The sequence below is a fragment of the Streptomyces sp. NPDC012835 genome (genome assembly GCF_042900885.1).
GTDB lineage: Bacteria > Actinomycetota > Actinomycetes > Streptomycetales > Streptomycetaceae > Streptomyces.
On record NZ_JBIBBW010000002.1, the window covers coordinates 308,901 to 335,478 of the forward strand.

24 protein-coding genes, 1 pseudogene and 1 riboswitch are annotated in these 26,578 nt (G+C 73.3%); of the genes and pseudogenes, 12 read left to right on the forward strand and 13 right to left on the reverse strand.

The window, feature by feature from the left end; genetic code table 11:
- Position 1 precedes the first annotated feature (1 nt).
- Together ACFY6S_RS08855 and rsmH are read right to left on the reverse strand one after the other, a co-directional pair.
- A complete protein-coding gene (locus tag ACFY6S_RS08855; RefSeq protein ID WP_388820613.1) occupies positions 2 to 568 on the reverse strand; it encodes a cell division protein FtsL in 567 nt (188 codons plus the stop codon).
- The gene (gene rsmH / locus ACFY6S_RS08860; RefSeq protein WP_388820617.1) at positions 565 to 1,521 is read right to left on the reverse strand and encodes a 16S rRNA (cytosine(1402)-N(4))-methyltransferase RsmH; all 957 of its coding nucleotides are present in this window, start codon (positions 1,519 to 1,521) and stop codon (positions 565 to 567) included. The genes ACFY6S_RS08855 and rsmH overlap by 4 nt, the downstream gene beginning before the upstream one ends.
- A gap of 524 nt (positions 1,522 to 2,045) precedes the next feature.
- Between rsmH and ACFY6S_RS08865 the strand changes: the two genes are divergently transcribed.
- From ACFY6S_RS08865 to ACFY6S_RS08880, 4 genes are all read left to right on the forward strand, one after another.
- Positions 2,046 to 2,612: a beta-class carbonic anhydrase gene (locus ACFY6S_RS08865; protein ID WP_388820619.1), complete on the forward strand. Its 567-nt coding sequence runs from the start codon at positions 2,046 to 2,048 to the stop codon at positions 2,610 to 2,612.
- A gap of 263 nt (positions 2,613 to 2,875) precedes the next feature.
- Positions 2,876 to 3,919: an AAA family ATPase gene (locus ACFY6S_RS08870; RefSeq protein ID WP_388820621.1), complete on the forward strand. Its 1,044-nt coding sequence runs from the start codon at positions 2,876 to 2,878 to the stop codon at positions 3,917 to 3,919.
- The gene (locus ACFY6S_RS08875; RefSeq protein ID WP_388820624.1) at positions 3,919 to 5,277 is read left to right on the forward strand and encodes a DUF58 domain-containing protein; all 1,359 of its coding nucleotides are present in this window, start codon (positions 3,919 to 3,921) and stop codon (positions 5,275 to 5,277) included. The genes ACFY6S_RS08870 and ACFY6S_RS08875 overlap by 1 nt, the downstream gene beginning before the upstream one ends.
- On the forward strand, positions 5,274 to 7,697 hold the full coding sequence (locus ACFY6S_RS08880; protein ID WP_388820626.1) for a transglutaminaseTgpA domain-containing protein: 2,424 nt from the start codon (positions 5,274 to 5,276) through the stop codon (positions 7,695 to 7,697). Before ACFY6S_RS08875 ends, ACFY6S_RS08880 begins: the two co-directional genes overlap by 4 nt.
- Positions 7,698 to 7,874: 177 nt before the next feature.
- On the opposite strand, the gene ACFY6S_RS08885 is transcribed toward ACFY6S_RS08880, so the two are convergent.
- The 3 genes from ACFY6S_RS08885 to ACFY6S_RS08895 all read right to left on the reverse strand — a co-directional run bounded on the left by ACFY6S_RS08885 (position 7,875) and on the right by ACFY6S_RS08895 (position 10,327).
- The gene (locus ACFY6S_RS08885) at positions 7,875 to 8,279 is read right to left on the reverse strand and encodes a DUF3040 domain-containing protein (protein WP_388820629.1); all 405 of its coding nucleotides are present in this window, start codon (positions 8,277 to 8,279) and stop codon (positions 7,875 to 7,877) included.
- 508 nt (positions 8,280 to 8,787) lie between these two features.
- A complete protein-coding gene (locus ACFY6S_RS08890; protein WP_388820631.1) occupies positions 8,788 to 9,573 on the reverse strand; it encodes a methyltransferase in 786 nt (261 codons plus the stop codon).
- Between the two features lie 178 nt (positions 9,574 to 9,751).
- Positions 9,752 to 10,327 (reverse strand): SAV_6107 family HEPN domain-containing protein, encoded by a 576-nt coding sequence (locus ACFY6S_RS08895; RefSeq protein WP_388820634.1) that lies wholly within the window; start codon positions 10,325 to 10,327, stop codon positions 9,752 to 9,754.
- Positions 10,328 to 10,822: 495 nt separating this feature from the next.
- Here ACFY6S_RS08895 and ACFY6S_RS08900 point away from each other — a divergent pair.
- A pseudogene (locus ACFY6S_RS08900) lies at positions 10,823 to 11,470 on the forward strand (DUF4126 domain-containing protein).
- 10 nt (positions 11,471 to 11,480) lie between these two features.
- Complete coding sequence (locus ACFY6S_RS08905; protein ID WP_388820637.1) at positions 11,481 to 12,998, forward strand: phytoene desaturase family protein; 1,518 nt, start codon at positions 11,481 to 11,483, stop codon at positions 12,996 to 12,998.
- A gap of 105 nt (positions 12,999 to 13,103) precedes the next feature.
- On the opposite strand, the gene ACFY6S_RS08910 is transcribed toward ACFY6S_RS08905, so the two are convergent.
- The 5 genes from ACFY6S_RS08910 to ACFY6S_RS08930 all read right to left on the reverse strand — a co-directional run bounded on the left by ACFY6S_RS08910 (position 13,104) and on the right by ACFY6S_RS08930 (position 17,697).
- Positions 13,104 to 14,165, reverse strand: coding sequence for a hypothetical protein (locus tag ACFY6S_RS08910; protein ID WP_388820639.1), 1,062 nt, complete (start codon positions 14,163 to 14,165; stop codon positions 13,104 to 13,106).
- A gap of 51 nt (positions 14,166 to 14,216) precedes the next feature.
- Positions 14,217 to 15,134: a methylenetetrahydrofolate reductase [NAD(P)H] gene (gene metF / locus ACFY6S_RS08915; RefSeq protein ID WP_388820642.1), complete on the reverse strand. Its 918-nt coding sequence runs from the start codon at positions 15,132 to 15,134 to the stop codon at positions 14,217 to 14,219.
- Positions 15,135 to 15,303: 169 nt separating this feature from the next.
- Complete coding sequence (gene thiE, locus ACFY6S_RS08920) at positions 15,304 to 15,954, reverse strand: thiamine phosphate synthase (RefSeq protein ID WP_388820645.1); 651 nt, start codon at positions 15,952 to 15,954, stop codon at positions 15,304 to 15,306.
- 95 nt (positions 15,955 to 16,049) lie between these two features.
- A complete protein-coding gene (locus ACFY6S_RS08925) occupies positions 16,050 to 16,415 on the reverse strand; it encodes an Rv2175c family DNA-binding protein (RefSeq protein WP_388820649.1) in 366 nt (121 codons plus the stop codon).
- Between the two features lie 118 nt (positions 16,416 to 16,533).
- The gene (locus tag ACFY6S_RS08930) at positions 16,534 to 17,697 is read right to left on the reverse strand and encodes an NAD(P)/FAD-dependent oxidoreductase (RefSeq protein ID WP_388821561.1); all 1,164 of its coding nucleotides are present in this window, start codon (positions 17,695 to 17,697) and stop codon (positions 16,534 to 16,536) included.
- Between the two features lie 199 nt (positions 17,698 to 17,896).
- Positions 17,897 to 18,010: riboswitch (TPP riboswitch) on the forward strand.
- On the opposite strand from ACFY6S_RS08930, the gene thiO reads away from it, so the two are divergent.
- The 5 genes from thiO (at position 18,008) to ACFY6S_RS08955 (ending at position 23,180) form a co-directional block, all read left to right on the forward strand.
- Positions 18,008 to 19,204: a glycine oxidase ThiO gene (thiO, locus tag ACFY6S_RS08935; protein WP_388820652.1), complete on the forward strand. Its 1,197-nt coding sequence runs from the start codon at positions 18,008 to 18,010 to the stop codon at positions 19,202 to 19,204. (Overlaps the previous riboswitch by 3 nt.)
- The gene (thiS, locus tag ACFY6S_RS08940; RefSeq protein ID WP_388820655.1) at positions 19,201 to 19,455 is read left to right on the forward strand and encodes a sulfur carrier protein ThiS; all 255 of its coding nucleotides are present in this window, start codon (positions 19,201 to 19,203) and stop codon (positions 19,453 to 19,455) included. The genes thiO and thiS overlap by 4 nt, the downstream gene beginning before the upstream one ends.
- Positions 19,456 to 19,460: 5 nt before the next feature.
- Positions 19,461 to 20,258 (forward strand): thiazole synthase, encoded by a 798-nt coding sequence (locus ACFY6S_RS08945; RefSeq protein ID WP_388820658.1) that lies wholly within the window; start codon positions 19,461 to 19,463, stop codon positions 20,256 to 20,258.
- 135 nt (positions 20,259 to 20,393) lie between these two features.
- Positions 20,394 to 22,319, forward strand: coding sequence for a Stk1 family PASTA domain-containing Ser/Thr kinase (gene pknB / locus ACFY6S_RS08950; RefSeq protein ID WP_388820661.1), 1,926 nt, complete (start codon positions 20,394 to 20,396; stop codon positions 22,317 to 22,319).
- Positions 22,320 to 22,325: 6 nt separating this feature from the next.
- Positions 22,326 to 23,180 carry a deoxyribonuclease IV gene (locus ACFY6S_RS08955; protein ID WP_388820664.1) on the forward strand — a complete coding sequence of 285 codons (855 nt, stop codon included), beginning with the start codon at positions 22,326 to 22,328 and terminating at the stop codon, positions 23,178 to 23,180.
- Between the two features lie 150 nt (positions 23,181 to 23,330).
- Here ACFY6S_RS08955 and ACFY6S_RS08960 read toward each other — a convergent pair whose 3' ends face one another.
- Positions 23,331 to 23,963 carry a sulfite oxidase-like oxidoreductase gene (locus ACFY6S_RS08960; RefSeq protein WP_388820667.1) on the reverse strand — a complete coding sequence of 211 codons (633 nt, stop codon included), beginning with the start codon at positions 23,961 to 23,963 and terminating at the stop codon, positions 23,331 to 23,333.
- A gap of 161 nt (positions 23,964 to 24,124) precedes the next feature.
- Here ACFY6S_RS08960 and bfr point away from each other — a divergent pair, with 161 nt between their 5' ends.
- On the forward strand, positions 24,125 to 24,604 hold the full coding sequence (gene bfr, locus ACFY6S_RS08965) for a bacterioferritin (RefSeq protein ID WP_388820669.1): 480 nt from the start codon (positions 24,125 to 24,127) through the stop codon (positions 24,602 to 24,604).
- 74 nt (positions 24,605 to 24,678) lie between these two features.
- On the opposite strand, the gene ACFY6S_RS08970 is transcribed toward bfr, so the two are convergent.
- Positions 24,679 to 24,951: a bacterioferritin-associated ferredoxin gene (locus ACFY6S_RS08970; RefSeq protein ID WP_388820672.1), complete on the reverse strand. Its 273-nt coding sequence runs from the start codon at positions 24,949 to 24,951 to the stop codon at positions 24,679 to 24,681.
- A 202-nt stretch (positions 24,952 to 25,153) separates the two neighbouring features.
- Positions 25,154 to 26,506 (reverse strand): class II 3-deoxy-7-phosphoheptulonate synthase, encoded by a 1,353-nt coding sequence (locus ACFY6S_RS08975; protein ID WP_388820674.1) that lies wholly within the window; start codon positions 26,504 to 26,506, stop codon positions 25,154 to 25,156.
- Positions 26,507 to 26,578: the final 72 nt, after the last annotated feature.

Here is a 26,578-nt window from a genome sequence, read left to right on the forward strand (position 1 = left end):
GTCACCTGCCGGAGGTCGTCGGGGTGGGCGGGCCGGACGCCGTACCGGGCGCGGGGGCCCCGGACGGGTCGGCCGGCGGGGAGGCGGGCGCGGACGGGGCGGGGTCGGACGCCCCACCGGGCCGGCCGGAGGGCTCCGGCCCGGTCGAGGGCGTGGTCGGCGGGGCCTCCTCCATGCCGGAGGGCTGCCCGGACGGCTGCGGGTCGGCGGTCTGCGCCTCGCCCTTGACCGTGCCGTCGGCGTTCAGGAAGGCGGGGCTGCCGCCGGGCACCATGCCCAGCTCGCGGGCGCGCCGCTCCAGGGCGTAGGGCGCCGAGAAGTCGTCGACGTCCCGTTGCAGGGCCTGCTGTTCGTCGGTGAGGTCGGTGGTGCGCTTCTTGAGGTCGGTCAGCCGGAAGGAGCCCTCGCTCAGCGCGGAGTTGAGCATCAGCAGGACGATGAGCCCGCCGGCGAGGAGCAGGACGACCAGCAGGACGAAGGGGGTACGGGCCGCCGAGCTGTTCCCCGCGGGCATCAGCCGGGCGAGCCGCGCGGCTCTCCCCTTCAACTGCTTGGCCGGTCCCCTCACAGAGCGTCCTCCCGGATTCGCTGCGCGCCCCGGAGCCGGGCCGGGGCCGCCCGCCGGTTCTCGGCGACCTCCTCCTCGGTGGGGAGTTCGGCGCCGCGGGTGAGCAGTTTGAGCCGGGGCTGGTAGCGCTCGGGGACCACCGGCAGTCCGGGCGGCGCCGTGTTGGCGGCGCCGGCCGCGAAGACCTGCTTGACCAGCCGGTCCTCCAGCGAGTGGTACGACAGGACGGCGATCCGGCCGCCGACGGCGAGGCTCTTGACCGCCGCGGGGATCGACCGCTCCAGCACGGACAGCTCGCCGTTGACCTCGATGCGCAGGGCCTGGAAGGTGCGCTTGGCGGGGTTGCCCCCGGTGCGCTTGGCGGCCTGCGGAAGCGCGTCGCGGATCAGCTCCACGAGCCGGGCGCTGCGGGTGAAGGGCTCCCGGTCGCGCTCTCTGACCACTGCGGAGACGATTCGCTTGGCCTGCTTCTCCTCGCCGTAGGCCCGCAGGATCCGCACCAGCTCGCCCGGCGCGTAGGTGTTGAGGACCTCGGCGGCGCTGACGCCGGTCGTCTGGTCCATCCGCATGTCGAGCGGCGAGTCCTGGGCGTAGGCGAAGCCCCGGTCGGCCTCGTCGAGCTGCATCGAGGAGACGCCCAGGTCGAACAGGACGCCCTGGACACGGGGAACGCCCAGCCCGTCGAGGACCTCGGGCAGTTCGTCGTAGACGGCGTGCACCAGGGTGGCGCGGTCGCCGAACGGGGCGAGGCGCTCGCCGGAGAGGCGCAGCGCCTCCTGGTCCCGGTCGAGGGCGATCAGCCGGGCGCTCGGGAAGGTCGCGAGGAGCGCCTCGCTGTGCCCGCCGAGGCCGAGCGTGCAGTCGACGACGACCGCGCCGGGCTCGGCGAGCGCGGGGGCCAGCAGGTCCAGGCAGCGCTGGAGCATCACGGGGACGTGTCTGACCTGGTTCACGCGCGTCCCCCGGTGTCGGCGGGGCGGGTGGTGGCCGTCCGCGTATCGCGCTCCGCCGACATGCGGCTCTCCATGGCCGGCTCGCTGCGCTCGCTCATGCGCCCTCTCAGGTCCGGCGCGGCCGTACGTACTGCCGGGTCCCCGCCCGCTCAGGAAGGGGAGGTGGTCCGCCGGCGCCGGGAAGGGCGTCGGCCGACCGCCGAGCGGGAGGGGGCCGAGCCGCACGTTTCGCCGCACACGCGGGGAAATCAGGATGTGGTCCAGGACGTGATCCGGAAGACGAATCGGGGGTCGATCAGGGGGTGTCCGTGAACTTCGCGTCACTTTAGTCCACTGGTCGTTCGGGTCAATCAACCGGCCAGCGCGTCGCGCGGGTCGCTTGCCGGAGGGGCCGAAAGCCGCGATTCACCCGAACGGCCGCTGCCCGCCCGGCCCTGTGGGTTAGCTCACACCACGCCGCGTTGAGGTTCTTTGTCCCCTCTCACCGGGGGCTTCACCGTTCATGGCCGACTAACGTCAGGGGTATGTCGACTTCCGCGCATCTCCCCGCAGAGTCCACCGGGGCCTCCGCCGGTGCGGCCCGTACCGACGGAACGGTCACCGACCGGCTCGTGGACGCCAACCACCGCTATGCCTCCGGGTTCACCGATCCGGGCATGGACGCCCGCCCGGTGCTCCAGGTCGCCGTCGTGGCGTGTATGGACGCCAGGCTCGACCTGCACGACGCCCTGGGGCTCGCCCTCGGCGACTGTCACACCGTCCGCAACGCGGGCGGCGTGGTCACCGACGACGTCATCAGATCCCTCACGATCAGCCAGCGGGCGCTCGGCACCCGCAGTGTGGTGCTCATCCATCACACCGGCTGTGGCCTGGAGAGCCTGACCGAGGAGTTCCGGCACGAGCTGGAGATGGAGGTCGGCCAGCGGCCCGCCTGGGCGGTGGAGGCGTTCCGCGACGTCGACCAGGACGTGCGCCAGTCGATGCGGCGCGTACGAACCTCCCCCTTCCTTCCGCACACCGACGACGTCCGCGGCTTCGTCTTCGACGTGAAGACCGGCCTGCTGCGGGAAATCGACCCCGCCACCGCCTGAGCGGCCGGCCGGCCGACTGAGCGGCGGCACGCCGGGGCACGTACTCCGTTGGGCACCGATCGCGGTGCCCGACGGAGCGGACGGCCGATCGCGCCGACAAATACCACCGACTTATCCACAGGCGGATGACACGAGACGGTAACGGCGAGAAGAATGCGAGGGATGGCAGCGTTCCGGAACATTCCGGGGACGGTGCCCGTGTTTCGGGGAGGGCCGGGCCGTCTGATGACCTTCGGCCCGAGGAAAGGGCCGAGGAGGGCCGGGTGACGACCTATGACGATCGATCGAGCCTCACTGATCTGACCACCACAGCGGAGCGGGTGCGCGCGTCGGTGGAGAGTGTGATCGAGGGCAAGCCAGAGGTCGTACGGCTTTCGCTGACCGTGCTGCTCGCCGAGGGACATCTTCTGATCGAGGACGTCCCCGGTGTGGGCAAGACCATGCTGGCCAAGGCGCTGGCACGTTCCGTCGACTGTTCGGTGCGGCGTATCCAGTTCACCCCCGACCTGCTGCCGTCGGACATCACCGGTGTGTCGATCTACGACCAGCAGCAGCGGGAGTTCGAGTTCAAGCCGGGCGCGATCTTCGCCCAGATCGTGATCGGCGACGAGATCAACCGCGCGTCGCCCAAGACCCAGTCCGCGCTGCTGGAGTCCATGGAGGAGCGCCAGGTCACCATCGACGGGCACACCTATGAACTGCCCGACCCCTTCATGGTGGTGGCCACGCAGAACCCGGTGGAGATGGAGGGCACCTACCCGCTCCCCGAGGCCCAGCGCGACCGCTTCATGGCCCGGGTGTCGATGGGATATCCCAGCGCCGAGGCCGAGTTGCGGATGCTCGACGTGCACGGGAGCGTCTCCCCGCTGGAGGACCTCCAACCGGTGGCCCACGCGCACGACATCGTGAAGCTGATCGACGCGGTGCGCACGGTCCATGTCGCCGAGTCCGTCCGGCGGTACGCGGTGGAGCTGGTCGGGGCGACCCGCGGCCACCCGGATCTCAGACTCGGCGCCTCGCCGCGCGCCACGCTCCATCTGGTGCGGGCGGCGAAGGCGGCGGCGGCACTGGCGGGCCGGGACTACGCGCTGCCGGACGACGTGCAGTCGCTGGCGGTCGCGGTGCTCGCGCACCGGCTGCTGCCCACCGCCCAGGCTCAGCTGAACCGCCGGACGGCCGAGCAGGTCGTGCTGGACATCCTCCAGCGCACCCCGGTCCCCACCGCCGACGGGGGCCGGGCTCCTGGCCGGCCCGGCGCGCCCGGCGGCGGCCTCTTCGGCCAGCAGTCCGGCGCCCGGCGGCTGTGATGGCGCCCGGGGGGCCGGACGGCGCGGACGGCGCGGAGCGCGGCGGGCCGCGCGCGGCGCTCTCCGGGCTGACCACGCGCGGCCGTTCGTTCCTGGCCGCCGGAGTGGCGGCCGGGGTCTGCGCGTATGTGCTGGGCCAGTCGGACCTGCTCCGGGTGGGGTTCCTGCTCGCCGCGCTGCCGCTGATCTGCGTGGCCGTCCTCTACCGCACCCGCTACCGGGTCGCGGGCAGCAGACGGCTGACGCCCTCCAGGGTCTCCGCGGGCTCCGAGGCGCGGGTGCGGCTGCGGATGGACAACGTCACACGGCTGCCCACCGGACTGCTCATGCTCCAGGACCACGTGCCGTACGTGCTCGGGCCACGCCCCCGGTTCGTGCTGGACCGGGTGGAGCCTGGCGGGCGCCGCGAGGTGTCGTACCGGGTGCGCTCGGACCTGCGCGGCCGTTATCCGCTCGGACCGCTCCAACTGCGGCTGAGCGACCCCTTCGGCATGTGCGAGCTGACCCGCTCGTTCAGCGCGTACGACATCCTGACCGTCATCCCGCGCACCGAACCGCTGCCGCCGGTGCGGCTCGGGGGCCAGTCCGCCGGGTACGGGGAGGGCCGGCAGCGCTCGCCCGCGCTGGCCGGCGAGGACGACGTGATCCCGCGCGGCTACCGCTACGGCGACGATCTGCGCCGCGTGCACTGGCGCTCCACCGCCCGCTACGGCGAGCTGATGGTGCGCCGCGAGGAACAGCCGCAGCGCGCCGGCTGCACGGTGCTGCTGGACACCCGGCGGGCCGGCTACCTGGGCTCGGGTCCGGACTCGCCCTTCGAGTGGGCGGTGTCGGGCGCGGCATCCGCCGTGGTGCACATGCTGGAACGCGGCTTCGCGGTACGGCTGTTGACCGACACCGGCAGTTCGGTGCCGGGCGAGGGCACCGACGGCTTCGCGGGGGCCGGCCAGGAGACCGGCGAGGGCGCCGCGCTGATGCTGGACACCCTCGCGGTCGTGGACCACTCGGACGAGCCGGGGCTCACCCGCTGCTACGAGACGCTGCGCGGCTCCACCGAGGGACTGCTGGTGGCCTTCTTCGGCGATCTCGACGAGGAGCAGACCGCGGTGGCCGTCCGGATGCGGCAGCGCGGCGGCGCCGCCGTCGCCTTCGTGCTCGACAGCGACGGCTGGTCGTCGGGCGGGGGGAGCACGGCCCGGAGCGAGGAGCGGTTGCGGCAGCTGCGCGAGGCGGGGTGGACCGCGCTGGCCGTCGAGGCGGGGGCCGAGCTGCCCGAGCTGTGGCGGCAGGCCGCGCGCCAGCACTCGGAATCGGCCGTCGCGGGCGGCTCCACAGGCTTCTCCGGAGGATGGTCATGAGCGGTCGCGGAAGGCTGGCGCTGTGTGCGCTGGCCGCCACGCTGATGTCGGCAGGCGCCCTGGTGCCGCTGGTGGAGCCGGCCTACTGGCTGCTCCAGGCCGGATGCATGGTCGGGGTGATGAGCGGGGTCGGCGCGCTGGCCAGGCGGGTGCCGCTGGCGCGCGCGACGACGGTCGCGCTCCAGGGGCTGTCGGTCCTGCTGATGCTCACGGTGGCCTTCGCGCGGGACCGGGCGCTGCTCGGTTTCGTACCGACCCCGGGGGTGCTGGGCGATTTCGTGGGACTGCTCACCGAGGGCGGCGACGACGTCGGCCGGTACGCCATACCGGCCCCGGCCACGGACGGCATCCGGCTGATGCTGATCGGCGGGGTGCTGCTCATCGGTCTGGCGGTGGACGCCATAGCGGTGACCTTCCGCAGCGCGGCGGCGGCCGGGCTGCCGCTGCTCGCCCTCTACTCGGTGGCCGCGGGGCTCTCCGGCGGGGCCGGCGGCTGGCTGTGGTTCCTGCTCGCCGCCGTCGGCTATCTGCTGCTGCTCCTGGCCGAGGGCCGCGACCGGCTCTCCCAGTGGGGACGGATCTTCGGCGGCACACGGGCGCCGGGCCGCTTCGCGTCCGGCCCGGAAGCGGCGGAGCGCCGCGCCCCGGTGCGTACCGGACGCAGGATCGGGGTGGTGGCGCTGGGTGTGGCACTGGCCGTTCCGGCCGCCCTGCCCGCGCTGGACGGCGGTCTGCTCGCCGAGGCGGGCGGGGGCAGGGGTTCGGGGTCCGGCGGCGGCACCATCTCGGCGGTGAACCCGCTGGTCTCGCTCCAGGACAACCTGAACCAGCCCGAGGACCGCGAGGCACTGCGCTACAAGACCAACGCGAAGGACACCCAGGACCTGTATCTGCGGATCATGGCGCTGGACAAGTTCGACGGGACGTCCTGGCGGTTCTCCCAGCGCAGCGTCGAGGACGTGCCGAAGCGGCTGCCCGGCGCGCCCGGTCTGCGCTCCGATGTCAGCACCACCGAGGTCACGACCAACATCTCGGCCGCCGGCTGGTACCGGCAGAACTATCTGCCCATGCCCTACCCGGCCACCGAGGTGGAGATCGCCGGGCGCTGGCGCTTCGAGCCGACCGGCCGGACGCTGGTGGGCGACCGGGGGCAGTCCACCCGCGGCGCCCGCTACGAGGTCGGCAGCCTGCTGGTCAGGCCCACCAAGGATCAGCTCGCCTCGGCTCCCGAGGCCCCGACCGCGCTGCGCCGCGAATACACCCGGATTCCGGCGATACTCCCGGACGTGGTGAGGGAGACCGCGCTCTCGGTCACCGAGGGCGCCACGAACGACTACGAGAGGGCCGTCAGGCTCCAGGACTGGTTCGCGCTGGACGGCGGGTTCAGCTACAACACCGAGGTCGACTCGGGCACCGGCGTCGCGGCGATCACCCGCTTCCTCCAGAACAAGGAGGGGTTCTGCGTCCACTTCTCCTTCGCGATGGCCGCGATGGCCCGCACGCTGGGCATTCCGGCGCGGGTAGCGGTGGGCTTCACTCCGGGCACCCCGCAGTCCGACGGCAGCATGTCGGTGGGGCTGCGTGACGCGCACGCCTGGCCCGAGGTCTATTTCGAGGGTGTGGGCTGGACCCGGTTCGAGCCGACCCCGAGCCGGGGCAGCGCGCCGGACTACACGCGCCCCGACGCCCCGGTCGACGGGCCGACGGACCCGAGCAGCCCCGACGCCGCCGCGTCGGACACGCCGTCCGCCGAGCCGTCCGCCTCGGACAGCTGCCCCGCCGAGGGGCGGCAGCCGGCCGGGTGCGGCGCCGCCGTGGCCGATGGCGCGGTGCCGCCCACGGACGCGGGACCGCCGGTGGGGACGGTGGCCGGGATCGTCCTCGGCGCGCTGGCCGTCCTGCTGATCCCCCTGCTGCCGTTGCTGTGGCGGCTGCGCGTCCGGGCCTTGCGGCTCGGACCGGGAGGACGCGCCGCCGAGGACGCCTCGGCCAGGACGCTGGCGGCCTGGCGGGAGATCACCGATACGGCCTGGGACCACGGCGTCCCGCCGGACGGTGCGCGGACGCCCCGGAGCGCGGCGGCCGAAATCGTCCGTCTCGGCGGGCTGGAAGGGCCGCCCGCCGAGGCGGTGCACCGGGTGGCCGGGGCGGTGGAGCGGGTGCTGTACGCGCCGGAGCCCCGGCCGGGTACGGGGCTCGCCGAGGACGCCCGGCTGGTCCGTGCGGGTCTGCGGGCCGCCTCGGGCCGCTGGACCCGGCTGCGCGCTCTGCTCGCGCCCCGCTCGTCCGTTCGGGTTGTCTGGGCCGTCTCGGAGGGGTCGCGGAGACTGAACGCGCGCTGGGCGGCCTGGCTGGGGGCGGTCGGCGCCCGCTGGTCGGCGGCCACGGGCCGCTGGCGGCCGTCCCGGCAGCGGGGCTGACCCGGGGAAGCGGGCGGCCGCTCCACGGAACGGACGCGGGGCGCCGGGCACCGACGGGGTAGGTCGGTGCCCGGCGTCCTCGCGTCCGGCCTGGGGCCGGTGGCGCACATGGCTGAGGGGCGGACGCCTCACGCGTCCGCCCCTCAGCCCAAGCCGTGCTCTTACTGCTTCAAGGACTCACTGGCCCTGTTCGTCACGACGGCGCTGCCACCGCTGCTCGATCCGGTTCATCATCGAGCGACGCTGTCTGGGTTGTCGCCGGTCGGCCGAGGCGCCCGAGGCACCGGCCGCCGACTGTTGCTCACCTGGTTTGGGCGCTTTGCGCCAGCCGGTGACCGCCAGGACCGCACAGCCCAGCATGACGAGGAACCCCACCACACTGATCCAGATCTGCTGGGCGACCATTCCGGCCATGAGGAGCGCGATACCCACCAGGAAGCCTGCGACCGCCTGGTAGACCCGTCGCCGGGTGTATGTACGCAGCCCGCTTCCCTCAAGCGCTGTCGCGAACTTGGGATCTTCGGCGTACAGCGCTCGCTCCATTTGCTCGAGCATTCGCTGCTCGTGCTCCGAGAGCGGCACGGAGTCCTCCTAGTCGTCGGTCGCGGGGGGCGACCGGTATGCGGCTCCTTCAAGGATAGGCAGGGAATCGCCCCCGTGAAACCCAGCCTCAACGCCAATTCGCCATTCCGGGCCACCATGTCGGCTCGGCTGTTGAGGCGTTGATTCCCCAACCATCGACCCGTCATGCCGGATGGTGTACCCCGATCATACGGCGCCGGGCGCCGCTCCGGGGGGCCTGTGGCGCACTCCATGCGCAGCTGCGCCGCTGATCAGCCACGCGATGGGGGTCGCCGGGCCCCGCCGGACCGCTCCCCGTCGCACCGGGCGGCTCGGCGGCGGGGCCCGCGCGCCCCCTCGCGGGCCCCGCCCGGGCCGTGGGAACGCTCCGCGGAAGCCTGCGGGAAAAACGTGTTCCGAACGCCCTCCGGATGTCTTCCGTACGCCTTCCGGGACCGGCCCCGGCCTGGGAACGCCGGGAGATCCGTGCGGGGCCCTGATCCGGCCCGGGGGCCCGGCCCAGGCCCGGTCAGCTCTGCTTCTCGCCCAGAACGTGCAGCTGCGTGGCCACGGCGTGGAAGGCGGGCAGCGCGGCGGCCTCCGTCTCCAGCCTCAGCAGCGCGTCCAGGGCGCCGGGCTGGGTGTCCACCAGGCTGCCGGGCACCAGGTCGGCGAAGACCCGCACCCCGTGCACGGCGCCGACCCGCAGACCGGCCTCGCCGACCAGCTCGGTGAGCTGCTCGGCGGTGAACCGCCTGGGCACCGGGTCGCCCTCGCCCCAGCGGCCCGCCGGGTCGCTGAGCGCCCGCCGGGCCTCGGTGAAGTGCCCGGCCAGCGCCCGCGCCAGCACGGCGCCGCCAAGGCCGGCCGCGAGCAGGCTGAGCGCCCCGGCGGGACGCAGCGCCCGCACCGCGTTGCGCACGCCCTCGGCCGGGTCGTCCACGTACTCCAGGACGCCGTGGCACAGCACGGCGTCGAACCCGCCGCGCTCGACCACGTCGAAGAGGCCGTGGATGTCGCCCTGCACGCCGCGTACCCGCTCGGCCACCCCCGCCTCGGCAGCGCGGCGCTCCAGCGCGAACAGCGCGTTCGGGCTCGGGTCGACCACGGTCACCCGGTGGCCCAGGCGGGCGACGGGGACCGCGAAGTTCCCCGTCCCCCCGCCGGTGTCCAGTACGTCCAGGACCGCTGTCCCGGCAGCCTTGGACCGGCGGTCGAGGGCGTCGCTCAGGACCTCCCAGACCACGGCGGTACGGAGGGAACCACGGGGGCGGGATGGCGTCTCCCCGCCGGAAACAGCGGAAGGCTCCGACACGGCAGTTGACTCCTCGGGGCGGCGCCGCCCCGCGCGGCGGGGCGTGGAACGGTGCGGGCTCGGGGCCCGTCGTCGAAGGCGCTCCGTCCGCCCGCGAGGCGGGCGGGACTCACGACCACGGGCCCTGGCCCCACCCTATTGCCTCGGCCCTGCCCGCCCGGTCACCCGCCCGCTCCGCTCACCTGGCGGAACCGCCCGGTCGCTCCGGGGACGGGCCGGCCCCGTCCGACCGGGGCCGGGGCAGCGCGGGATCGAGCGCGAGCAGCTGCTCCACCAGGCGCAGGAACATCGCGGCGTCGCGCAGCAGATCGTCCGCGTCCCGGCTGCTGGCCGCGCCCTTTATCCCCGCCTCGGCGCGGGCCCTGCGGTCGGCGCCCGACGCGAACAGACCGCTCCACTCGGTCAGCTCGGGAGCGATCTCGGGGAGCACCTCCCAGGCACTGCGGATCCGGCGCCTGCGCTGCGGCGTGGTCTCCGGGCGTCCGCGGACCGCGAGCACCGCCGCGGCGGTCCGCAGAGCGGCGAGATGGGCGGTGGCGTAACGCTCGTTCGGAATCTCCAGCCCGGTGGCCTCGTCCAGCCCCGTACGCGCCTGGGCGAGCAGGTCCAGCGCCGCGGGCGGAGCGGAGTCCCGCCGCACGACGGGGTGGACATCGGTGGGTGGCCCGGTCGGGGACGGCGGCGCGGAGGGAAGCGGGGGCGCAGGGGCATCTGTACGGCGCCGGTGGGCGGCGTCCGTGAAGGGGCTGGCCATGACGAGCCTCCTGTCGTCGTGTGACGGCGCTGTGGCCGTATGTGTCCATCCTGGACGACACCACTGACAATCGGCCCTGACCTGCGGTTTTCGCGCACGGAGGACATACGGGACGCCGGTCCGGCGCGGCTCCTCGTGCTGAGCCCCACCGAACCGGCGTCGTCCCCCGTGCTCCCCCGTACTCCCCCGTACTCCCCCGTACTCCCCCGTACTCCCCCGTACTCCCCCGTGTGCCGGAACCCCCGTATCCCCCGTTGGTTCCCGGTACTTCTCCCCGTTTCCCCTTCCCCCGTTCCCCCTCGCGTCGGGGGTGCCGCGCCGTTCCGCCGCCCCGTGTCGGCGGAGCGGCGCGGCGCCCCCTTCGCGCTCACCACTCTTTCGTCCCGGCGGGGGCCGGCCCATCCGCTCCCGTACTCATCCCGTGGTCTGAGTACGCCTACTCAGACCATCCGTACCCGGCCCCGGGCGACCCGCGCTCTGGATACGATCGCCTCCGTGTCCGTACTCCCCCTGATCTTCACCAGCGGCTGGGCCAGCGGCGTCAACGCCTACGCGGTGATCCTGCTGTTCGGCCTGTTCGGCGCGACCGGGCTCAGTGACCAGGTGCCCGACCCGCTCCAGCGCACCGATGTCCTGATAGCCGCCGGCGTGCTCTTCCTCTGCGACGCGGTGGCGGACAAGATCCCGTACGTCGACTCCGTCTGGGACACCGTGCACACGGTCGTCCGCCCGCTGTCGGGCGCCGTGGTCGGCGCGTTGCTGGCCGGGTAGAGCGGGTCGCTGCCGGAGATCGCGGCGGGTGCCGTGGGGGGTTCGACCGCCCTGGTGAGCCATCTGGTGAAGGCGGGCACCCGGATGGCGATCAACACCTCTCCCGAGCCGTTCAGCAATGTCCTCATGAGCACGGCCGAGGATCTGGGGATCGCCGCCGTCGTCACGTTCGCGATCTTCCATCCGTGGGCGGCCGCCGTGATCGCGGGCACGCTGTTGCTGGCGGGCATCGTGATCGTCGCGTTCCTCGCCGCCCGCATCCGCCGCTTCCTGCGGCGCAGGGCCCAGCGCCGGGCGGACCGCGAGGCCGCACGCGGCGGCGGCGCCGAGGGTGCCACCCGCGCCGGAAGTCCCCCGGTCCCGGGCGATTAAAGTCCCTGTCATGGCAGGGATTGTGGTGATCGGCGCCGGGATGGGCGCCATGGCGACGGCCGCCCGGCTGGCGGTGGCGGGCCACCGGGTGACGGTGTACGAGCGTGCGGCCACGTACGGCGGGTCGGTGGGCCGGTTCGAGCGCGACGGGTTCGTCTTCGACACCGGGCCGGGGCTGCTGCGGCTGCCCGCCGTCTACCGCGACCTGTTCGTCAAGACCGGCAAGGAGCCCCTGGAGCGGAGCGTCCGGCTCGACCAGGTGGAACCGGCCAGTCGCCATCTCTTCGCCGACGGTACGGACGTACGGCTGCCCAACACCTCACGCGCGGGCGTGATCTCCGCCCTGGACGCGGCGCTGGGCGCGGGCGCGGGCGAGCGGTGGGCGGCGTTCCTGGGGCGGGCCAGGGACGCCTGGGACCGGTCCCGCAGGCCGCTGCTGGAGGAGCCGCTGTGGCCGGACTGGCAGGTGCTCGGCCGCGATCCCTACCCGGCCGTACGGCAGCGGCGGCTGCTGCGCGGCGCCCGGCAGGCGGCCACCCTCGCGGAGATCGGCGCCTGGGAGCTGGCCGATCCCCGGCTGGCCGCCCTGCTGGACGGCCACGCCCTCGCGTACGGCCTCGATCCGCGCCGCGCCCCGGCGAGCGCCGCCGTGCTGCCGTATCTGGAGCAGACCTTCGGCAGCTGGTATGTGCGCGGAGGGATGCGGGAGTTGGCCCGCGCGGTGTACGAACGGTGCCTGGCCCGCCGGGTGGAGTTCCGCTTCGGCGCCGAGGTCGTCGGGGTCGTCGAGAAGGACGGTGCCGCCGCCGGGATCGAGCTGGCGGACGGTACGGTCGCGGCGGCCGACCACGTCGTGGCCGGTATCGCGCCCGGCCGCCTCGTCGCGCGGGACCCGGACGGGGACGGCGACGTGCGCCCGCGCGGGCCGGGCGGCGGGGACGGCGGGCCGCCGCCCGGCCGGTTCACGGTGCTGCTGGCGCTGCGCGGCGCCCGGGACCCCGAAGCGGCGCACCGTACGGTGGTGCACTCCCCGGACGGAAGCGCCGAGGCCGCCGATGTCTTCGCGGGCCGGACCGCCGCCGTCCCCACGGTCACGGTGACCCGCCCCGACGATCCGGCGACGCGCCCCGACGAGGGCCACGAGGCGGTGACGCTCACCGCGACCGTACCGGCGCACGGGCGCGTCGACTGGTCGGACGCCGCGCTGCGCGAGCGGTACGCCGATGTGCTGGCGCGGCGGGCCGGGGCGGTGCTGCCCGGTCTGGCGGAGCGGCTGATCCGGCGCGAGGTGCGCACCCCGGCCGACACCGAGGCGCAGACCGGCGCCGCGGGCGGTTCGGTGCCGCCTCCCGCGCTGGCCGGGGCCTCGGGCGGGTTTCTGTATCCGGCCAACGCCACCCGTCTGAGCGGGCTGTACCGCGCGGGCGGCTGGGCGCATCCGGGCGGTGGCCTCGCGCACGCCGGGATGTCCGGGGCGCTGGTGGCCGGGCTGATCGTGGAGGGTGCGGAGTTCCGGGGCTCGCGGTGAGCGGTGCGGCGACGTGCGTCGGCGCCGCTCCCGCGAGGCCGGTGATGTCACCTCACCGGCCCCGCGGGGAGGGCCGGTTGACGGCGACGCCTGGCTGACGGTTCGTCAGTACCGGTACTGCTGGTCGTTGTAGTGCGGGTCGTAGCCCTGTTGTTGGGGCTGCTCGCCGGGCAGGGGCGGGAACGCGTTCTCGTCGCGTTCGCGCTGCTGTGGGACCCAGACCCCGCCGGGCGGTGTGTCCCCCGCGTACTGCCTGCTGTCGTAGGGGTCGGCGTACTGCTGCCGGCCATCACCCGGCCCTTCGCCCAGGCCGTCGTACGGTCCGTACGGGTGGCCGTCGTGGGCCGGGGAATGCTGCGACGAGCCGACGTACGGGTCGGAGTAGGCGGCGTACCGCTGGTCGCCGGTCGCGTTCCCGTAGTCGTACTGCGGGGCGTAGGCGTCCTGGGCCGCGTACGCGTCCTGGCCGGGGTAGCCGGTGCTGTACGCGTCCTGCGCGGCGTACGCCTCCTTGCCCGCGTACGCGTCCTGGTTCCCGTAGGAGTCCTGGTCCGCGTAGCCGTCCTGCTTCCGGGGCGCGAAGACGTCCTGGTCCGTCTGGTCCGTCTGGTCCGGGGAGTACTGCTGATAGCCGGGGTAGGCGTCGAAGCCGGTGCCCCATCCGTCGGCGCTCTGCTGACTCCCCCGGTCCTCGCTCCCCTGCTCCCGGGCGGTGTCCTCGGACCGGGCGGCGGCCGGGGCGTCGTCGTAGCCGCCGTACGGCCCGGTGTCGTCGGAGCCGGACCGCTCCCCGTACGCCGGGGCGGCGTCCGCGGGCGGCGTGACCGGCTCGTACTCCAGGTCCGAGACCTCCAGGGCCGGTTCACGGTCGGCCGCCGCCGAACTCGCCCTGCGGCGGCGGCCGGCGCGGGGGCTGCCGCCGATCGACCAGCCGGTGGCGAAGCCGCGGCGGAACGAGAGGGTCACATAGGTCTGGCCGACCGCGAAGGCGATCGCGCCGACCGCGATGACGAAGACCTGGGGAATCAGGACCCCGAGGACCACCACGAGGAATCCGGCGAAGGCGAGGAGCCGCCAGCGCAGCCGCGCCTTGTACTGGAGCAGTACTTCACCCAGCAACCACAGGGCCACGATGCCGAATGCGATGTAGAGGACCGTCCAGCCCATGCGCGCCCCTCTCCTGCGGCCGCCCGCCCGGAACGGGGTCGGTGCGGCCGGTCACGACTGCTCGTGCAGTCCGAGATTCTCGTAGATTTCGAGCGTCGCCGTGGAGTTGTTGAGCGTGATGAAGTGCAAGCCGGGGACACCCTCGGAGAGCAGCTCGGCGCAGAACTCCGTCGCGAACTCGATGCCAATGGAGCGTACAGCGGCCGGATCCTCCTTGACCGCGAGGATCCGCTCCTTCAGCCGGGGCGGGAAGACAGCGGTGGACAGCTGCGGAAGCCGCTCCAGCATCCTGATGCTCGTGACGGGCATGATCTCGGGAATGATCGGTGTCGCGCAACCGGCGGCGGCGACGCGGTCGCGCAGCCGGAGGTAGCCCTCGGGGTCGAAGAACATCTGCGTGATGGCGTAATCGGCACCGGCGCGGCACTTGTCGACGAAGTGCCGGGTGTCCGATTCCCAGTCCGGCGAGCGCGGATGCATCTCGGGGAAGGCGGCCACCCCGACGCAGAAGTCACCGGCCTCCTTGATGAGCCGGACCAGATCGGCGGCGTAGCGCACGCCCCGCGGGTGCTCGACCCACTCGCCCATCGGGTCGCCCGGCGGGTCGCCCCGCACGGCGAGGATGTTGCGGATGCCCGCGTCGGCGTACTGGCCGACCATGTTGCGCAGCTCCGCGACGGACTGGCCGACCGCTGTCAGGTGCGCGACGGGGGTGAGCGTGGTGTCGGCGGCGATGCGCTCCGTCGCCCTGACCGTGCCGGCCCGGGTGGAGCCGCCCGCGCCGTAGGTCACGGAGACGAAGCTCGGGGCGACCGCTTCGACCCGGCGCAGCGCGTTCCAGAGATTGCGCTCGCCCTTTTCGGTTTTGGGCGCCCAGAACTCGAACGAATAGGACGTTTTTCCGGACGCGAGCAGATCTCGCACAGTCCGTGCGTGATCCGATCTGGTCGAAGCTGTACCGAGGGCCATATGTGCAGGTTAGCCAGGGCCTGCCGGTCGTCCCAACCGAACCGGAACATTTGACGGTAATGCCGGGTACCTGGCCGATCGCTGTCCACATGCCGATACGGGCCGGCGGCGCCTCGCCGGTACCGGCGCTCGGCGCCGGACGGGCCTCGCGCCGGTCCGGAAGGCCGGGTCACCCGTCGCGTTCGCGTACCCGCGCGGCCAGGGCCGCCGTCGCGGCGGCCGGGTCGTCGGCCTCGGTGATCGCCCGGACGACGACGATCCTGCGGGCTCCGGCGTCCAGCACCTCGTCGAGGTTGGCCGCGTCGATGCCGCCGATCGCGAACCACGGACGCTCCGGGGCCAGCGCCGCCGTGTACCGCACCAGACCGAGGCCGGGGGCGGGCCGGCCGGGCTTGGTGGGGGTGGGCCAGCAGGGGCCCGTACAGAAGTAGTCCACGCCGGGCTCGGCCGCGGCGGCGTCCACCTCGGCCTCGGAATGGGTGGAGCGGCCGATCAGCGGGGCGCTCCCGAGGATCGCGCGGGCCGCCGGGACGGGCAGGTCGCCCTGGCCCAGATGCAGCACGTCGGAGCCGGCGGCGTGGGCGATGTCCGCCCGGTCGTTCACGGCGAGCAGCCGGCCGTGGCGGCGGCAGGCGTCCGCGAACACCCGGAGGTGCTCCAGCTCCTCGGCCGCCTCCATGCCCTTGTCGCGCAGCTGGACGATGTCCACCCCGGACGCGAGCACGGCGTCGAGGAACTCGGGCAGGTCGCCCTGGCGCCGGCGGGCGTCCGTGCAGAGGTAGAGCCGGGCGTCGACCGTGGGCCTGTCGGCCGTGGGCATGGGAAATTCCCCCCGTTGTCGGTTCGGGCGGGTGCGCGGCGCCGCCATGGCCACCGGGGCCGGGGCGGCGCCGCGCACCGCGGACGGTGCCGGTCTCAGACGGCGAGTGCCTGGGCCCGGCGCTTCACCTCCGTGCCGCGATTCTCGCTGAGCGCCTGCGCGGGCGTGCCCGGCAGGCTGGGGTCGGGAGTGAAGAGCCACTCGAGCATCTCTTCGTCGGTGAAGCCGTCGTCCCTCAGCAGCGTCAGGGTGCCGCTGAGGCCCTTGACCACCTTGCCGCCGTCGATGAAGGCGGCGGGCACCTGAAGCGCCCTGTTCTCCCCGCGCCGCACGGCGATCAGCTGGCCTTCCTTCACCAGCTGCCGCACACGCGTCACCTCGACATCGAACATTTCGGCGATATCGGGCAGGTGGAGCCAGGCGGGGACGAGAGCATCGATCTTTGCGTCAATCTCGGTCACAGGACAAGCGTGCCATCCCGGACTGACAGTCGGTAGCCAAGGGCGCTGAAAGAGGCCGCCACCGCGTCGTGACCGTACCCGTACGTGACGGACGGAACAGCGCCCGGCCGGATTCCGCTCAGCGCACCGCCTTGCGCAGCGGTACGGACGGATCCGCCACCGCGTCCGGCGCGAGCCGCGCGCCCGCCTCGATCAGCTTCCTGCCCTGCGCCAGGTCCCGGGGCCTGCCGACGGCCAGCAGCGCCACCAGCACCCCGTCCCGCAGCCACACCGCCGACCACGCCGCGCCCGCCGGGTCGCCGCGCCGCACCAGGGTGTCGGCCGCGGCGTGGTGGCCCGCGTACTGCACGAACCGGCCGAACTGCTCGGACCAGAAGTACGGCACCGGGTCGTAGACCCGCTCGCTCTCGCCCACCACCCGCGCCGCGACGGTGTGCGGCCCCTGGAGCGCGTTGTCCCAGTGGTGGACCAGCAGCCGTTCGCCGTAGCGGGCCGAGGGGAAGGACGCGCAGTCACCCACGGCGTACACGTCGGGCAGCGAGGTGCGCAGCCCCTCGTCGGCGGTGACGGAACCGTCCGGGCCGAGCGCGATGCCGGAGTCCGCCAGCCAGCCCGTGGCGGGCCGCGCGCCGATGCCCACGACCACGGCGTCGGCGGAGAGCCGCCGCCCGTCGTCGAGCGTCACCGTGCCGGGCTCGACGGCCTCCACGCGCGCGTGGGTGAGGAGTTCGGCGCCGCTCTCCGCGTACCAGCCGGTCATCGGGGCCGTGACCTCGGCGGGCAGCGCGCCCGCGAGCGGCCGGTCCGCCGCTTCGACCACCGTCACGGCGCACCCGGCCTCGCGGGCCGCCGTGGTGAACTCGGCGCCGATCCAGCCCGCCCCGACCACCACGATCCGCCGCCGCTCGCCGAGGACCGGGCGCAGCCGCACGGCGTCGTCCAGCGTCCGCAGCGGATGGACCCCGGCGACCCCCGCGCCGCCGGGCAGGCCGACCGGCTCAGCGCCGGTGGCGAGCACGAGCACGTCGTACGGAACGGGTCCGGCGGCCGTGTCCAACTCGCGGTCGGCGGGGCGCACTCCGGTCACGTCGAGGCCGAGCCGCAGATCGACGGAGAGCGCGCCGAAGTCGATGTCGAAGGCCGAGCTGTCGGCCTTGCCGAGCAGCAGCGCCTTGGAGAGCGGCGGCCGGTCGTACGGCGGGTGCGGTTCGGCCCCGATCAGGGTGATCGGGCCGCGGTAGCCCTTCTCCCGCAGGGCGACGGCCGTCTGTACGCCGGCCATGCCCGCCCCGACGACGACGGCGCCCGGTCCCCCGGTCCGCCCCGGTCCCCGCCGCCCCTGGTGTCCCTGGTGTCCCTGCTGCTCCGGCTCGCTCACCCGGTCACCTTACGCAGAGGGCGCGACGGCCACCGCACGCCGGGCGTGCCGCGGCGCGGGCGCCCTTACCGCACCGGCGGGCCGGGCGTTAGTCTGGCGGGCGACACTACCTCGCGGGAGTCCGGACGCACCGGGCTGAGAGGGAGGCTGACGCGGCCTCCGACCGTACGAACCTGATCCGGGTCATGCCGGCGAAGGGAGGGGCTGGACGCCCATGCAGTCGTCTCGTACCGGTCGCACCGGCAGTGACGTCCTCGTCGTCGGGGGCGGGATCATCGGTCTCGTCACGGCCTGGCGGGCCGCGTCGCGCGGGCTGCGCACCGCCGTCGCCGACCCCGATCCGGGCGGCGGGGCCGCGCGGGTCGCGGCCGGCATGCTGGCCGCCGTCACCGAACTCCACCACGGCGAGGAGACGTTGCTCCGTCTCAACCTGGCGTCCGCCGAGCGCTACCCGGCGTTCGTCGCCGAGCTGGAGGCCGCGAGCGGGCAGGACACCGGCTACCGCGCGTGCGGCACGCTCGCCGTCGCCCTGGACTCCGACGACCGCGCCGAGCTGCGCGAACTGCACGCGCTCCAGCAGCGTTCGGGGCTGGCCCCCGAGTGGCTGACCGGTCGCGAGTGCCGCCGGCTCGAACCGATGCTGGCGCCCGGCGTACGCGGCGGTCTGCGGGCGGACGGGGACCACCAGATCGATCCCCGGCGGCTGGCGCGCGCCCTCCTGACGGCCTGCGAACGCGCCGGGGTCGTCCTGCACCGCGCCGGCGCCGCCCGCCTCGGCGTCGTACGCGACCGGGCCACCGGCGCCGTTCTGTCCGACGGCCGTGTGCTCCACGCCGACCAGGTGGTGCTGGCCGCCGGCAGCCTCAGTGGCACGCTGGAGGGCGTACCGGACGAGGTGCGCCCTCCCGTGCGGCCCGTCAAGGGCCAGGTGCTGCGGCTGAGCGTGCGGCCCCCGTACGCGCCGTTCCTGAGCAGGACCGTACGGGCCGTGGTGCGCGGCGGCCACGTCTATCTGGTGCCGCGCGAGAACGGCGAGCTGGTGATCGGTGCCACCAGCGAGGAACGCGGCTGGGACACCACCGTCACGGCGGGCGGGGTGTACGAGCTGCTGCGCGACGCGCACGAACTGGTCCCCGGCATCACGGAGTTGCCCCTCACCGAGACCTGTGCCGGGCTGCGTCCCTGCTCGCCGGACAACGCGCCGCTGCTGGGCCCCACCGCGCTGCCGGGGCTGAGCCTGGCCACCGGCCACCACCGCAACGGGGTCCTGCTGACACCCGTGACCGGCGAGGTGATGGCCGACGTGCTGACGACCGGCGCGCTGCCGGACCTCGCGCGGCCCTTCACCCCGCTGCGCTTCGGCGCCGCGCCGGCCCCGCACCCGCCCGTACGTCAGGAGCGAACCGTATGACCGACCTGCCCGCGACACCGCGCCCGACGCCCGTCGCCCCGCCCCGCCGCGTCCGTGTCCTGGTGAACGGCGAGCCGCGCGAGTTCGCCGCCCCGGCCGCCCTCGACACCGTCGTGGCCGCCCTCAGCCGGGCCGCCTCGGGGGTCGCCGCCGCCGTCAACGAGACGGTCGTCCCGCGCTCCCGGTGGTCCGCCACCTCCCTCCGGGAGGGCGACCGGGTCGAGATCCTCACCGCCGTCCAGGGAGGCTGACCGCCATGGCCGACGACCCGCTCGTCATCGGTGACACCGCCTTCGGCTCCCGGCTGATCATGGGGACCGGCGGTGCGCCCAGCCTCGATGTGCTGGAGCGTTCCCTGGCCGCCTCCGGGACCGAACTCACCACCGTCGCGATGCGCCGCCTCGACCCCGCCGTCCAGGGCTCGGTGCTCTCCGTCCTGGCCTCCCTGGGCATCCGCGCGCTGCCCAACACCGCGGGCTGCTTCACCGCGGGGGAGGCGGTCCTCACCGCCCGGCTGGCCCGTGAGGCGCTCGGTACGGACTGGGTGAAGCTGGAGGTCGTCGCGGACGAGCGCACCCTGCTGCCCGACCCGGTGGAGCTGCTCGACGCGGCGGAGACCCTGGTGGACGACGGCTTCACCGTCCTGCCGTACACCAACGACGACCCGGTGCTCGCCCGCAGGCTGGAGGAGGCGGGCTGCGCCGCGATCATGCCGCTGGGCTCACCGATCGGCTCAGGACTCGGCATCCGCAATCCGCACAACTTCCAGCTGATCGTGGAGCACGCACGCGTGCCGGTGATCCTGGACGCGGGCGCGGGCACCGCCTCGGACGCGGCCGTCGCGATGGAACTCGGCTGCGCCGCGGTGATGCTCGCCTCGGCGGTGACCCGCGCGCGGGAGCCGGTCCTGATGGCGGAGGGGATGCGCCACGCGGTCGCCGCCGGCCGGCTCGCGTACCGCGCGGGCCGGATTCCGCGCCGCCGTTTCGCGACGGCGTCGTCACCGGTGACCGGGGTGGCGGACTTGGACCCGGAGCGTCCGGCCTTCTCGTGAGGCGTCCGCCGAGGCACCGCGCGAGGCATCCGGCCGTCCCCTGTCCCGGTCCGGGGACGCCGGACCGTCACAGGTCCGCTCCAGTACCCGGGCCGGTCAGCCGGGGTGTCGGTCCCGGCTCGTAGACTCGACGGCGTGGATACGACCCTTCAGGACCCCATCGTCGGGCAGCTGCTCGACGGCCGCTATCGCGTCGACGCGCGCATCGCCGTCGGCGGCATGGCCACGGTCTACCGGGCCGTCGACACCCGGCTCGACCGGGTGCTCGCGCTCAAGGTGATGCACCCGGCGCTCGCCACCGACGTCTCGTTCGTGGAGCGGTTCATCCGTGAGGCCAAGGCGGTCGCGCGGCTGTCGCACCCCAATATCGTCGGAGTCTTCGACCAGGGCGCCGAGGGGGCGTACGTCTACCTCGCGATGGAGTACGTCGCGGGGTGCACCCTGCGCGACGTGCTGCGCCAGCGCGGCGCGCTCCAGCCCCGGGCCGCGCTGGACATCCTGGAGCCGGTGCTGGCCGCGCTCGGGGCCGCGCACCGGGCGGGCTTCGTCCACCGCGACATGAAGCCGGAGAACGTGCTGATAGGGGACGACGGCCGGGTCAAGGTCGCCGACTTCGGTCTGGTGCGCGCCGTGGGCGATGTCACCAACACCACGGGGACGGTCCTGGGCACGGTCTCGTACCTGGCGCCGGAGCAGATCGAGCACGGCGCGTCCGACACCCGGGTCGACGTGTACGCCTGCGGGGTCGTCCTGCACGAAATGCTGACGGGCGCCAAGCCGCACGGCGGGGACACCCCCGCCCAGGTGCTCTATCTGCATCTGAACGAGGACGTGCCCGCGCCCTCGGCCGCCGTCCCCGGGCTCGCGCCCGAGCTGGACGAGCTGGTCGCCGCGGCCACCGCACGCGACCCCGAGCTGCGCCCCGGCGACGCGGTGGCCCTGCTGGCCAGGGCGCGCGAGGCACGCGCCGCGCTCACCGAGGAGCAGCTCGACGCCGTACCGCCGAACGCGAAGCCGGAGCCCGAAGGGGGCGCCGGCGCGGAGAACCGTACATCGGTGATCCCGCGCGCCCTGTCCGCCGAGGACCGCACGGTGCACCGGACGAGCCGGCTGGAGACGCCGCCCCCCGGCCCGCGCGCCCGGTCGCGGCGGCCGGGCGGGGGCCTGGCGACGATGCCCCGGCGCGGGATCGTCGCGGTGGTCCTCGGGGTGCTGCTGACGCTCGGCATCGGCACCGGCGTCTGGTACATCAACTCGGGCCAGTTCACCCGCGTCCCCTCGCTGCTCGGCCAGACCGAGCAGGACGCCAGGAAGCGGCTCGCGGACGAGGGGCTCGACGCGAAGGTCACCAAGGACTTCAGCGAGGCGTTCCAGCGCGGCACCGTGATGGGCACCGACCCCGAGCCGCGCTCACGGGTCCGGGGCAGCGGCCCGGTGACGCTGGTCATCTCGCGCGGCCCGAAGGTCGTCCAGGTCCCCGACCTGGAGGGCCGGCCGCTCACCGAGGCGCGCACCGCGCTGAAGAAGGCCGGGCTGGCCGCCGGAGCGGTCACCAGGGAGTTCAGCGACGACATCGACCAGGGCTCCGTGATCAGCACGAAGCCCGGTTCCGGGACGGACGTACGGCCGGACTCCGGGGTGGCCCTGGTGGTGAGCAAGGGCGCCGCGATCAAGGTCCCCGACGTCAGCGGCACATCGCTGGAGAGCGCCACCGCCGAGCTGGAGGACGCGGGGCTCAAGGTCGAGGTCGCCGGCCGACGGGTGAACTCGACGGTGCCCGAGGGCTCCGTGGCCGAGCAGTCGGCCGATCCGGGGTCGAGGCTGGCCGAGGGCGACACGGTCACGCTGACGGTCTCCAAGGGCCCGCGCATGATCTCCGTACCCGACGTGACCGGGCAGAAGACCGACGAGGCCAGGAAGACGCTGGAGGCGGCGGGCTTCGAGGTCGAGGAGGAGCGCAGCTTCCCCTACCTGGGCGACACGGTGGGCAAGCAGTCCGTGGCGGGCGGCGACGAGGCACCCGAGGGCAGCACCATCACCCTCACGACCAAGGGACTGTGAAGGCTCATGCGCAACCCCGTAGGCGGCCATGTCCCGGTGGCCGGCGGACTGGCGACGGCCGGCCTCGGCTACGCCCGCGAGCTGGCGGCCGAGGCCGTCCAGGTGTTCGTCGCCAATCCGCGCGGCTGGGCGACGCCGGCCGGGAATCCGGCGCAGGACGAGCTGTTCCGCGCCGGGTGCGCGGCCGGGCGGATCCCGGCGTACGTGCACGCCCCGTATCTGATCAACTTCGGCTCGCACACGGAGGCGACCGCCGAGAAGTCCGTGGAGTCGCTGCGCCACAGCCTGCGCAGGGGCCGGGAGATCGGCGCGCTGGGCGTGGTGGTGCACACGGGCTCCGCCACGGGCGGACGGCCCCGTGAGGTGGCCCTCGCGCAGGTGCGGGAGCGGATGCTGCCGCTGCTGGACGAACTGACCCACGACGACGACCCGTTCCTGCTGCTGGAGTCGACCGCCGGCCAGGGTTCCTCGCTCTGCTCCAGGACCTGGGACTTCGGGCCGTACTTCGAGGCGCTCGACGCCCATCCCAAGCTGGGCGTCTGCCTGGACACCTGCCACATCTTCGCCGCCGGGCACGATCTGGCCGGGCCGCACGGGATGCGGCAGACGCTGGACCTGCTGGTGGAGACGGTCGGCGAGGGGCGGCTCAAGCTGATCCACGCCAATGACTCCAAGGACGTGGCGGGCGCGCACAAGGACCGCCACGAGAACATCGGGGCGGGCCGGATCGGGGAGGACCCGTTCCGGGAGCTGTTCTCGCATCCGGCGACCGAGGGCGTCCCGCTGGTCATCGAGACGCCGGGCGGCACGGAAGGGCACCGCGCGGACGTGGAGCGGCTGAAGAAGCTGCGCGACGGCTGACGACCCCCCTCTCCAGGGCCCACGCCGGACCCGGGCGGTCGTACGGGCCGGGCCCGGAGGCGGTCGTACGGGGCGGAAGCCGGTCGTACGGGGCGGAAGCCGGTCGTACGGGCCGGGAGGCGGTCAATACGGGCCGGGAGGCGCGACGGGTCAGAGTTCCGGGCCGTCGCCGGGCAGCTCCTGGTAGGAGTAGCGCTGCTCGGCCCAGGGGTCACCGACGTTGTGGTAGCCGCGTTCCTCCCAGAATCCGCGCCGGTCGGCCGTCATGTATTCCACGCCCCGGACCCATTTGGGGCCCTTCCAGGCGTAGAGCCCCGGCACGACGAGCCGGACCGGGAATCCGTGTTCCGCGGTGAGCAGTTCGCCGTCCTTGTGGGTGGCGAAGATCGTACGGTCGGAGACGAAGTCGGCGAGCCGCAGATTCGCGCTGAAGCCGTATTCGGCCCAGACCATCACATGGGTGACTCCGGGTGCGGGCGGCGCGAGTTCCACGACCGTACGGGCGGGAACGCCACCCCATTCGGCCCCCAGCATGCTGAACTTCGTGACGCAGTGCAGATCGGCGACGACCGTGGAGAAGGGAAGCGCCGAGAATTCCTCGTGATTCCAGCAGTGTTTGTCGCCGTCCGCGGTGGCCCCGAAGACGCGGAACTCCCAGCGTTCGGGCCGGAACTTCGGCACGGGGCCGTAATGCGTGACCGGCCAGCCGCGCTGCAATCGCTGCCCGGGGGGTAGCTCGGACCGCCCCGGCCCTCGCTGTTCCCGGCTCTCCGGCTGACCCATGTCTTCCATGGTGACAGACCGGCGGGGGTGGTCGTGACCAGGCAACGGACCGATCGGGGCAACTCCTACTAAGCATGCACTTACTGGACGGCCCATCGACGCCGGTGCAAAGATGCGCGCATTCCGCTTCGTCATCGTGTTGCCCGAAAGGAGTCTCTGCCATGCAGGGCGACCCCGAGGTCATTGAATTCCTCAATGAGCAGCTGACTGCCGAACTGACCGCGATCAACCAGTACTTTCTGCACGCGAAGATGCAGGAGAACTTCGGCTGGACCAAGCTCGCCAAGTACACGCGCGCCGAATCATTCGACGAGATGAAGCACGCCGAGATGCTCACCGACCGGATTCTCTTCCTGGACGGACTGCCCAACTATCAGCGGCTGTTCCATGTCCGGGTGGGCCAGACCGTCACCGAGATGTTCCAGGCCGACCGGCAGGTCGAGGTGGAGGCGATCGACCGTCTCAAGCGCGGAATCGCCGTCATGCGCGCCAAGGAGGACCACACCTCCAAAGGGATCTTCGAATCGATCCTGGAGGACGAGGAGCACCACATCGATTATCTGGACACGCAATTGGAACTGGTCGAGAAGCTCGGTGAGGCGCTGTACATCGCCCAGGTGATCGAGCAGCCCGACAGCTGAACCGGCGATCCGCGGGCGGGTCCCGGAGACCGGCACGCCCGCCGGTGGCATGTCCCGCCCGGTGGGCCGCGCCGCTAAGCCGCTTCGGGGTGGACCGCGGGCGCCGAGTCGGCGATGTCGGCGAGCACCTCGGACAGCGCCGTCGGCGAACCCTGGTCGAGCAGCTCACGGCGCGGGCAGCCGCCGCGCCCCAGGAGCGACTGGATACGGCGTACGCACGAGCCGCAGTCGGTGCCCGCCTTGCTGGCCGAGGCGATCTGCCGGGGCGTGCACGCTCCGGCCGCCGCGTGTTCCCTGACCTGTGTCTCGGTGATGCCGAAGCACGAGCAGACGTACACGCGGTTCACCTCCCGGCGGGGCCGTTGGCGGGGTCCTGGACCTGGCCACCCCCCGAACTCTTTCGGTGAGGCTAACCTAACCTTACCCGTCCTGGGGGGTGCGGAAAAGTCCGGGAAACGCCAGTGGGGTACGGATCACATCGATCCGTACCCCACTGCCGTACTCCTGCCGTACTCCGCCGCCGTACCGCGCCCGGCGACGGGCCGCGTCCTACTGGTCGCGGTACATCTCGGCGACCAGGAACGCCAGGTCGAGCGACTGGCTGCGGTTGAGGCGCGGGTCGCAGGCCGTCTCGTAGCGCTGGTGCAGATCGTCGACGAAGATCTCGTCGCCGCCGCCGACGCACTCGGTGACATCGTCACCGGTCAGCTCGACATGGATGCCACCGGGGTGGGTGCCCAGGCCCTTGTGGACCTCGAAGAAGCCCTTGACCTCGTCGAGCACGTCGTCGAAGCGGCGGGTCTTGTGGCCGGAGGCCGCCTCGAAGGTGTTGCCGTGCATCGGGTCCGTCACCCAGGCCACCGTGGCGCCGGAGGCCGTGACCTTGTCGACCAGCTCGGGGAGCTTGTCCCGGACCTTGTCGGCGCCCATCCGGACGATGAAGGTCAGCCGGCCGGGCTCGCGGTCCGGGTCGAGCCGGTCGATGTAGGTGAGGGCGTCGTCCACCGTCGTCGTCGGGCCGAGCTTGATCCCGATCGGGTTGTTGACCTTGGAGGCGAACTCGATGTGCGCGCCGTCCAGCTGGCGGGTGCGCTCGCCGATCCAGAGCATGTGGCCCGACACGTCGTAAAGCCGGCCGGTCCGGGAGTCGACGCGGGTCAGCGCCGACTCGTAGTCCAGCAGGAGCGCCTCGTGCGAGGAGTAGAACTCGACCGTGCGGAACTCGGCCGGGTCGGTGCCCGCCGCCTTCATGAAGTTCAGCGCGTTGTCGATCTCACGGGCGAGCTGCTCGTACCGCTGGCCCGAGGGGGACGACTTCACGAAGTCCTGGTTCCAGGCGTGCACCTGGCGCAGGTCCGCGTAGCCGCCGGTGGTGAAGGCGCGGACCAGGTTGAGGGTGGCGGCGGACGCGTGGTACATCCGCTTGAGGCGCTCGGGGTCGGGGACGCGGTCCTTCTCGTTGAACGCGAAGCCGTTGACCGAGTCGCCCCGGTAGACGGGCAGGGTGACGCCGTCGCGGGTCTCGGTGCCCTTGGAGCGGGGCTTCGAGTACTGGCCGGCGATCCGGCCGACCTTCACCACCGGCACGGACGCCGCGTAGGTGAGCACGGCGCCCATCTGGAGCAGCGTCTTGAGCTTGTTCCGGATGTGGTCGGCGGAGACGCCGTCGAACGCCTCGGCGCAGTCGCCCCCCTGGAGCAGAAACGCCTCGCCCTTGGCCACGGCGGCCATCCGGGCCCGCAGCTGGTCGCACTCGCCCGCGAAGACCAGCGGAGGATAGCTCTCCAGCTCGGCGACGACCTCGCGCAGGGCCGCCCGGTCCGGATACTCCGGCTGCTGGGCAGCGGGAAGGTCCTGCCAGGACGGCACGTCGGTCGCGGGCTTCTCAGCGTTCACTGTCACGCGCACCAGATTACGTGGTCGGCGCCACCGGTATCCGCGATGCTCACAGTGTGGAACGACACGGGCGGCTCG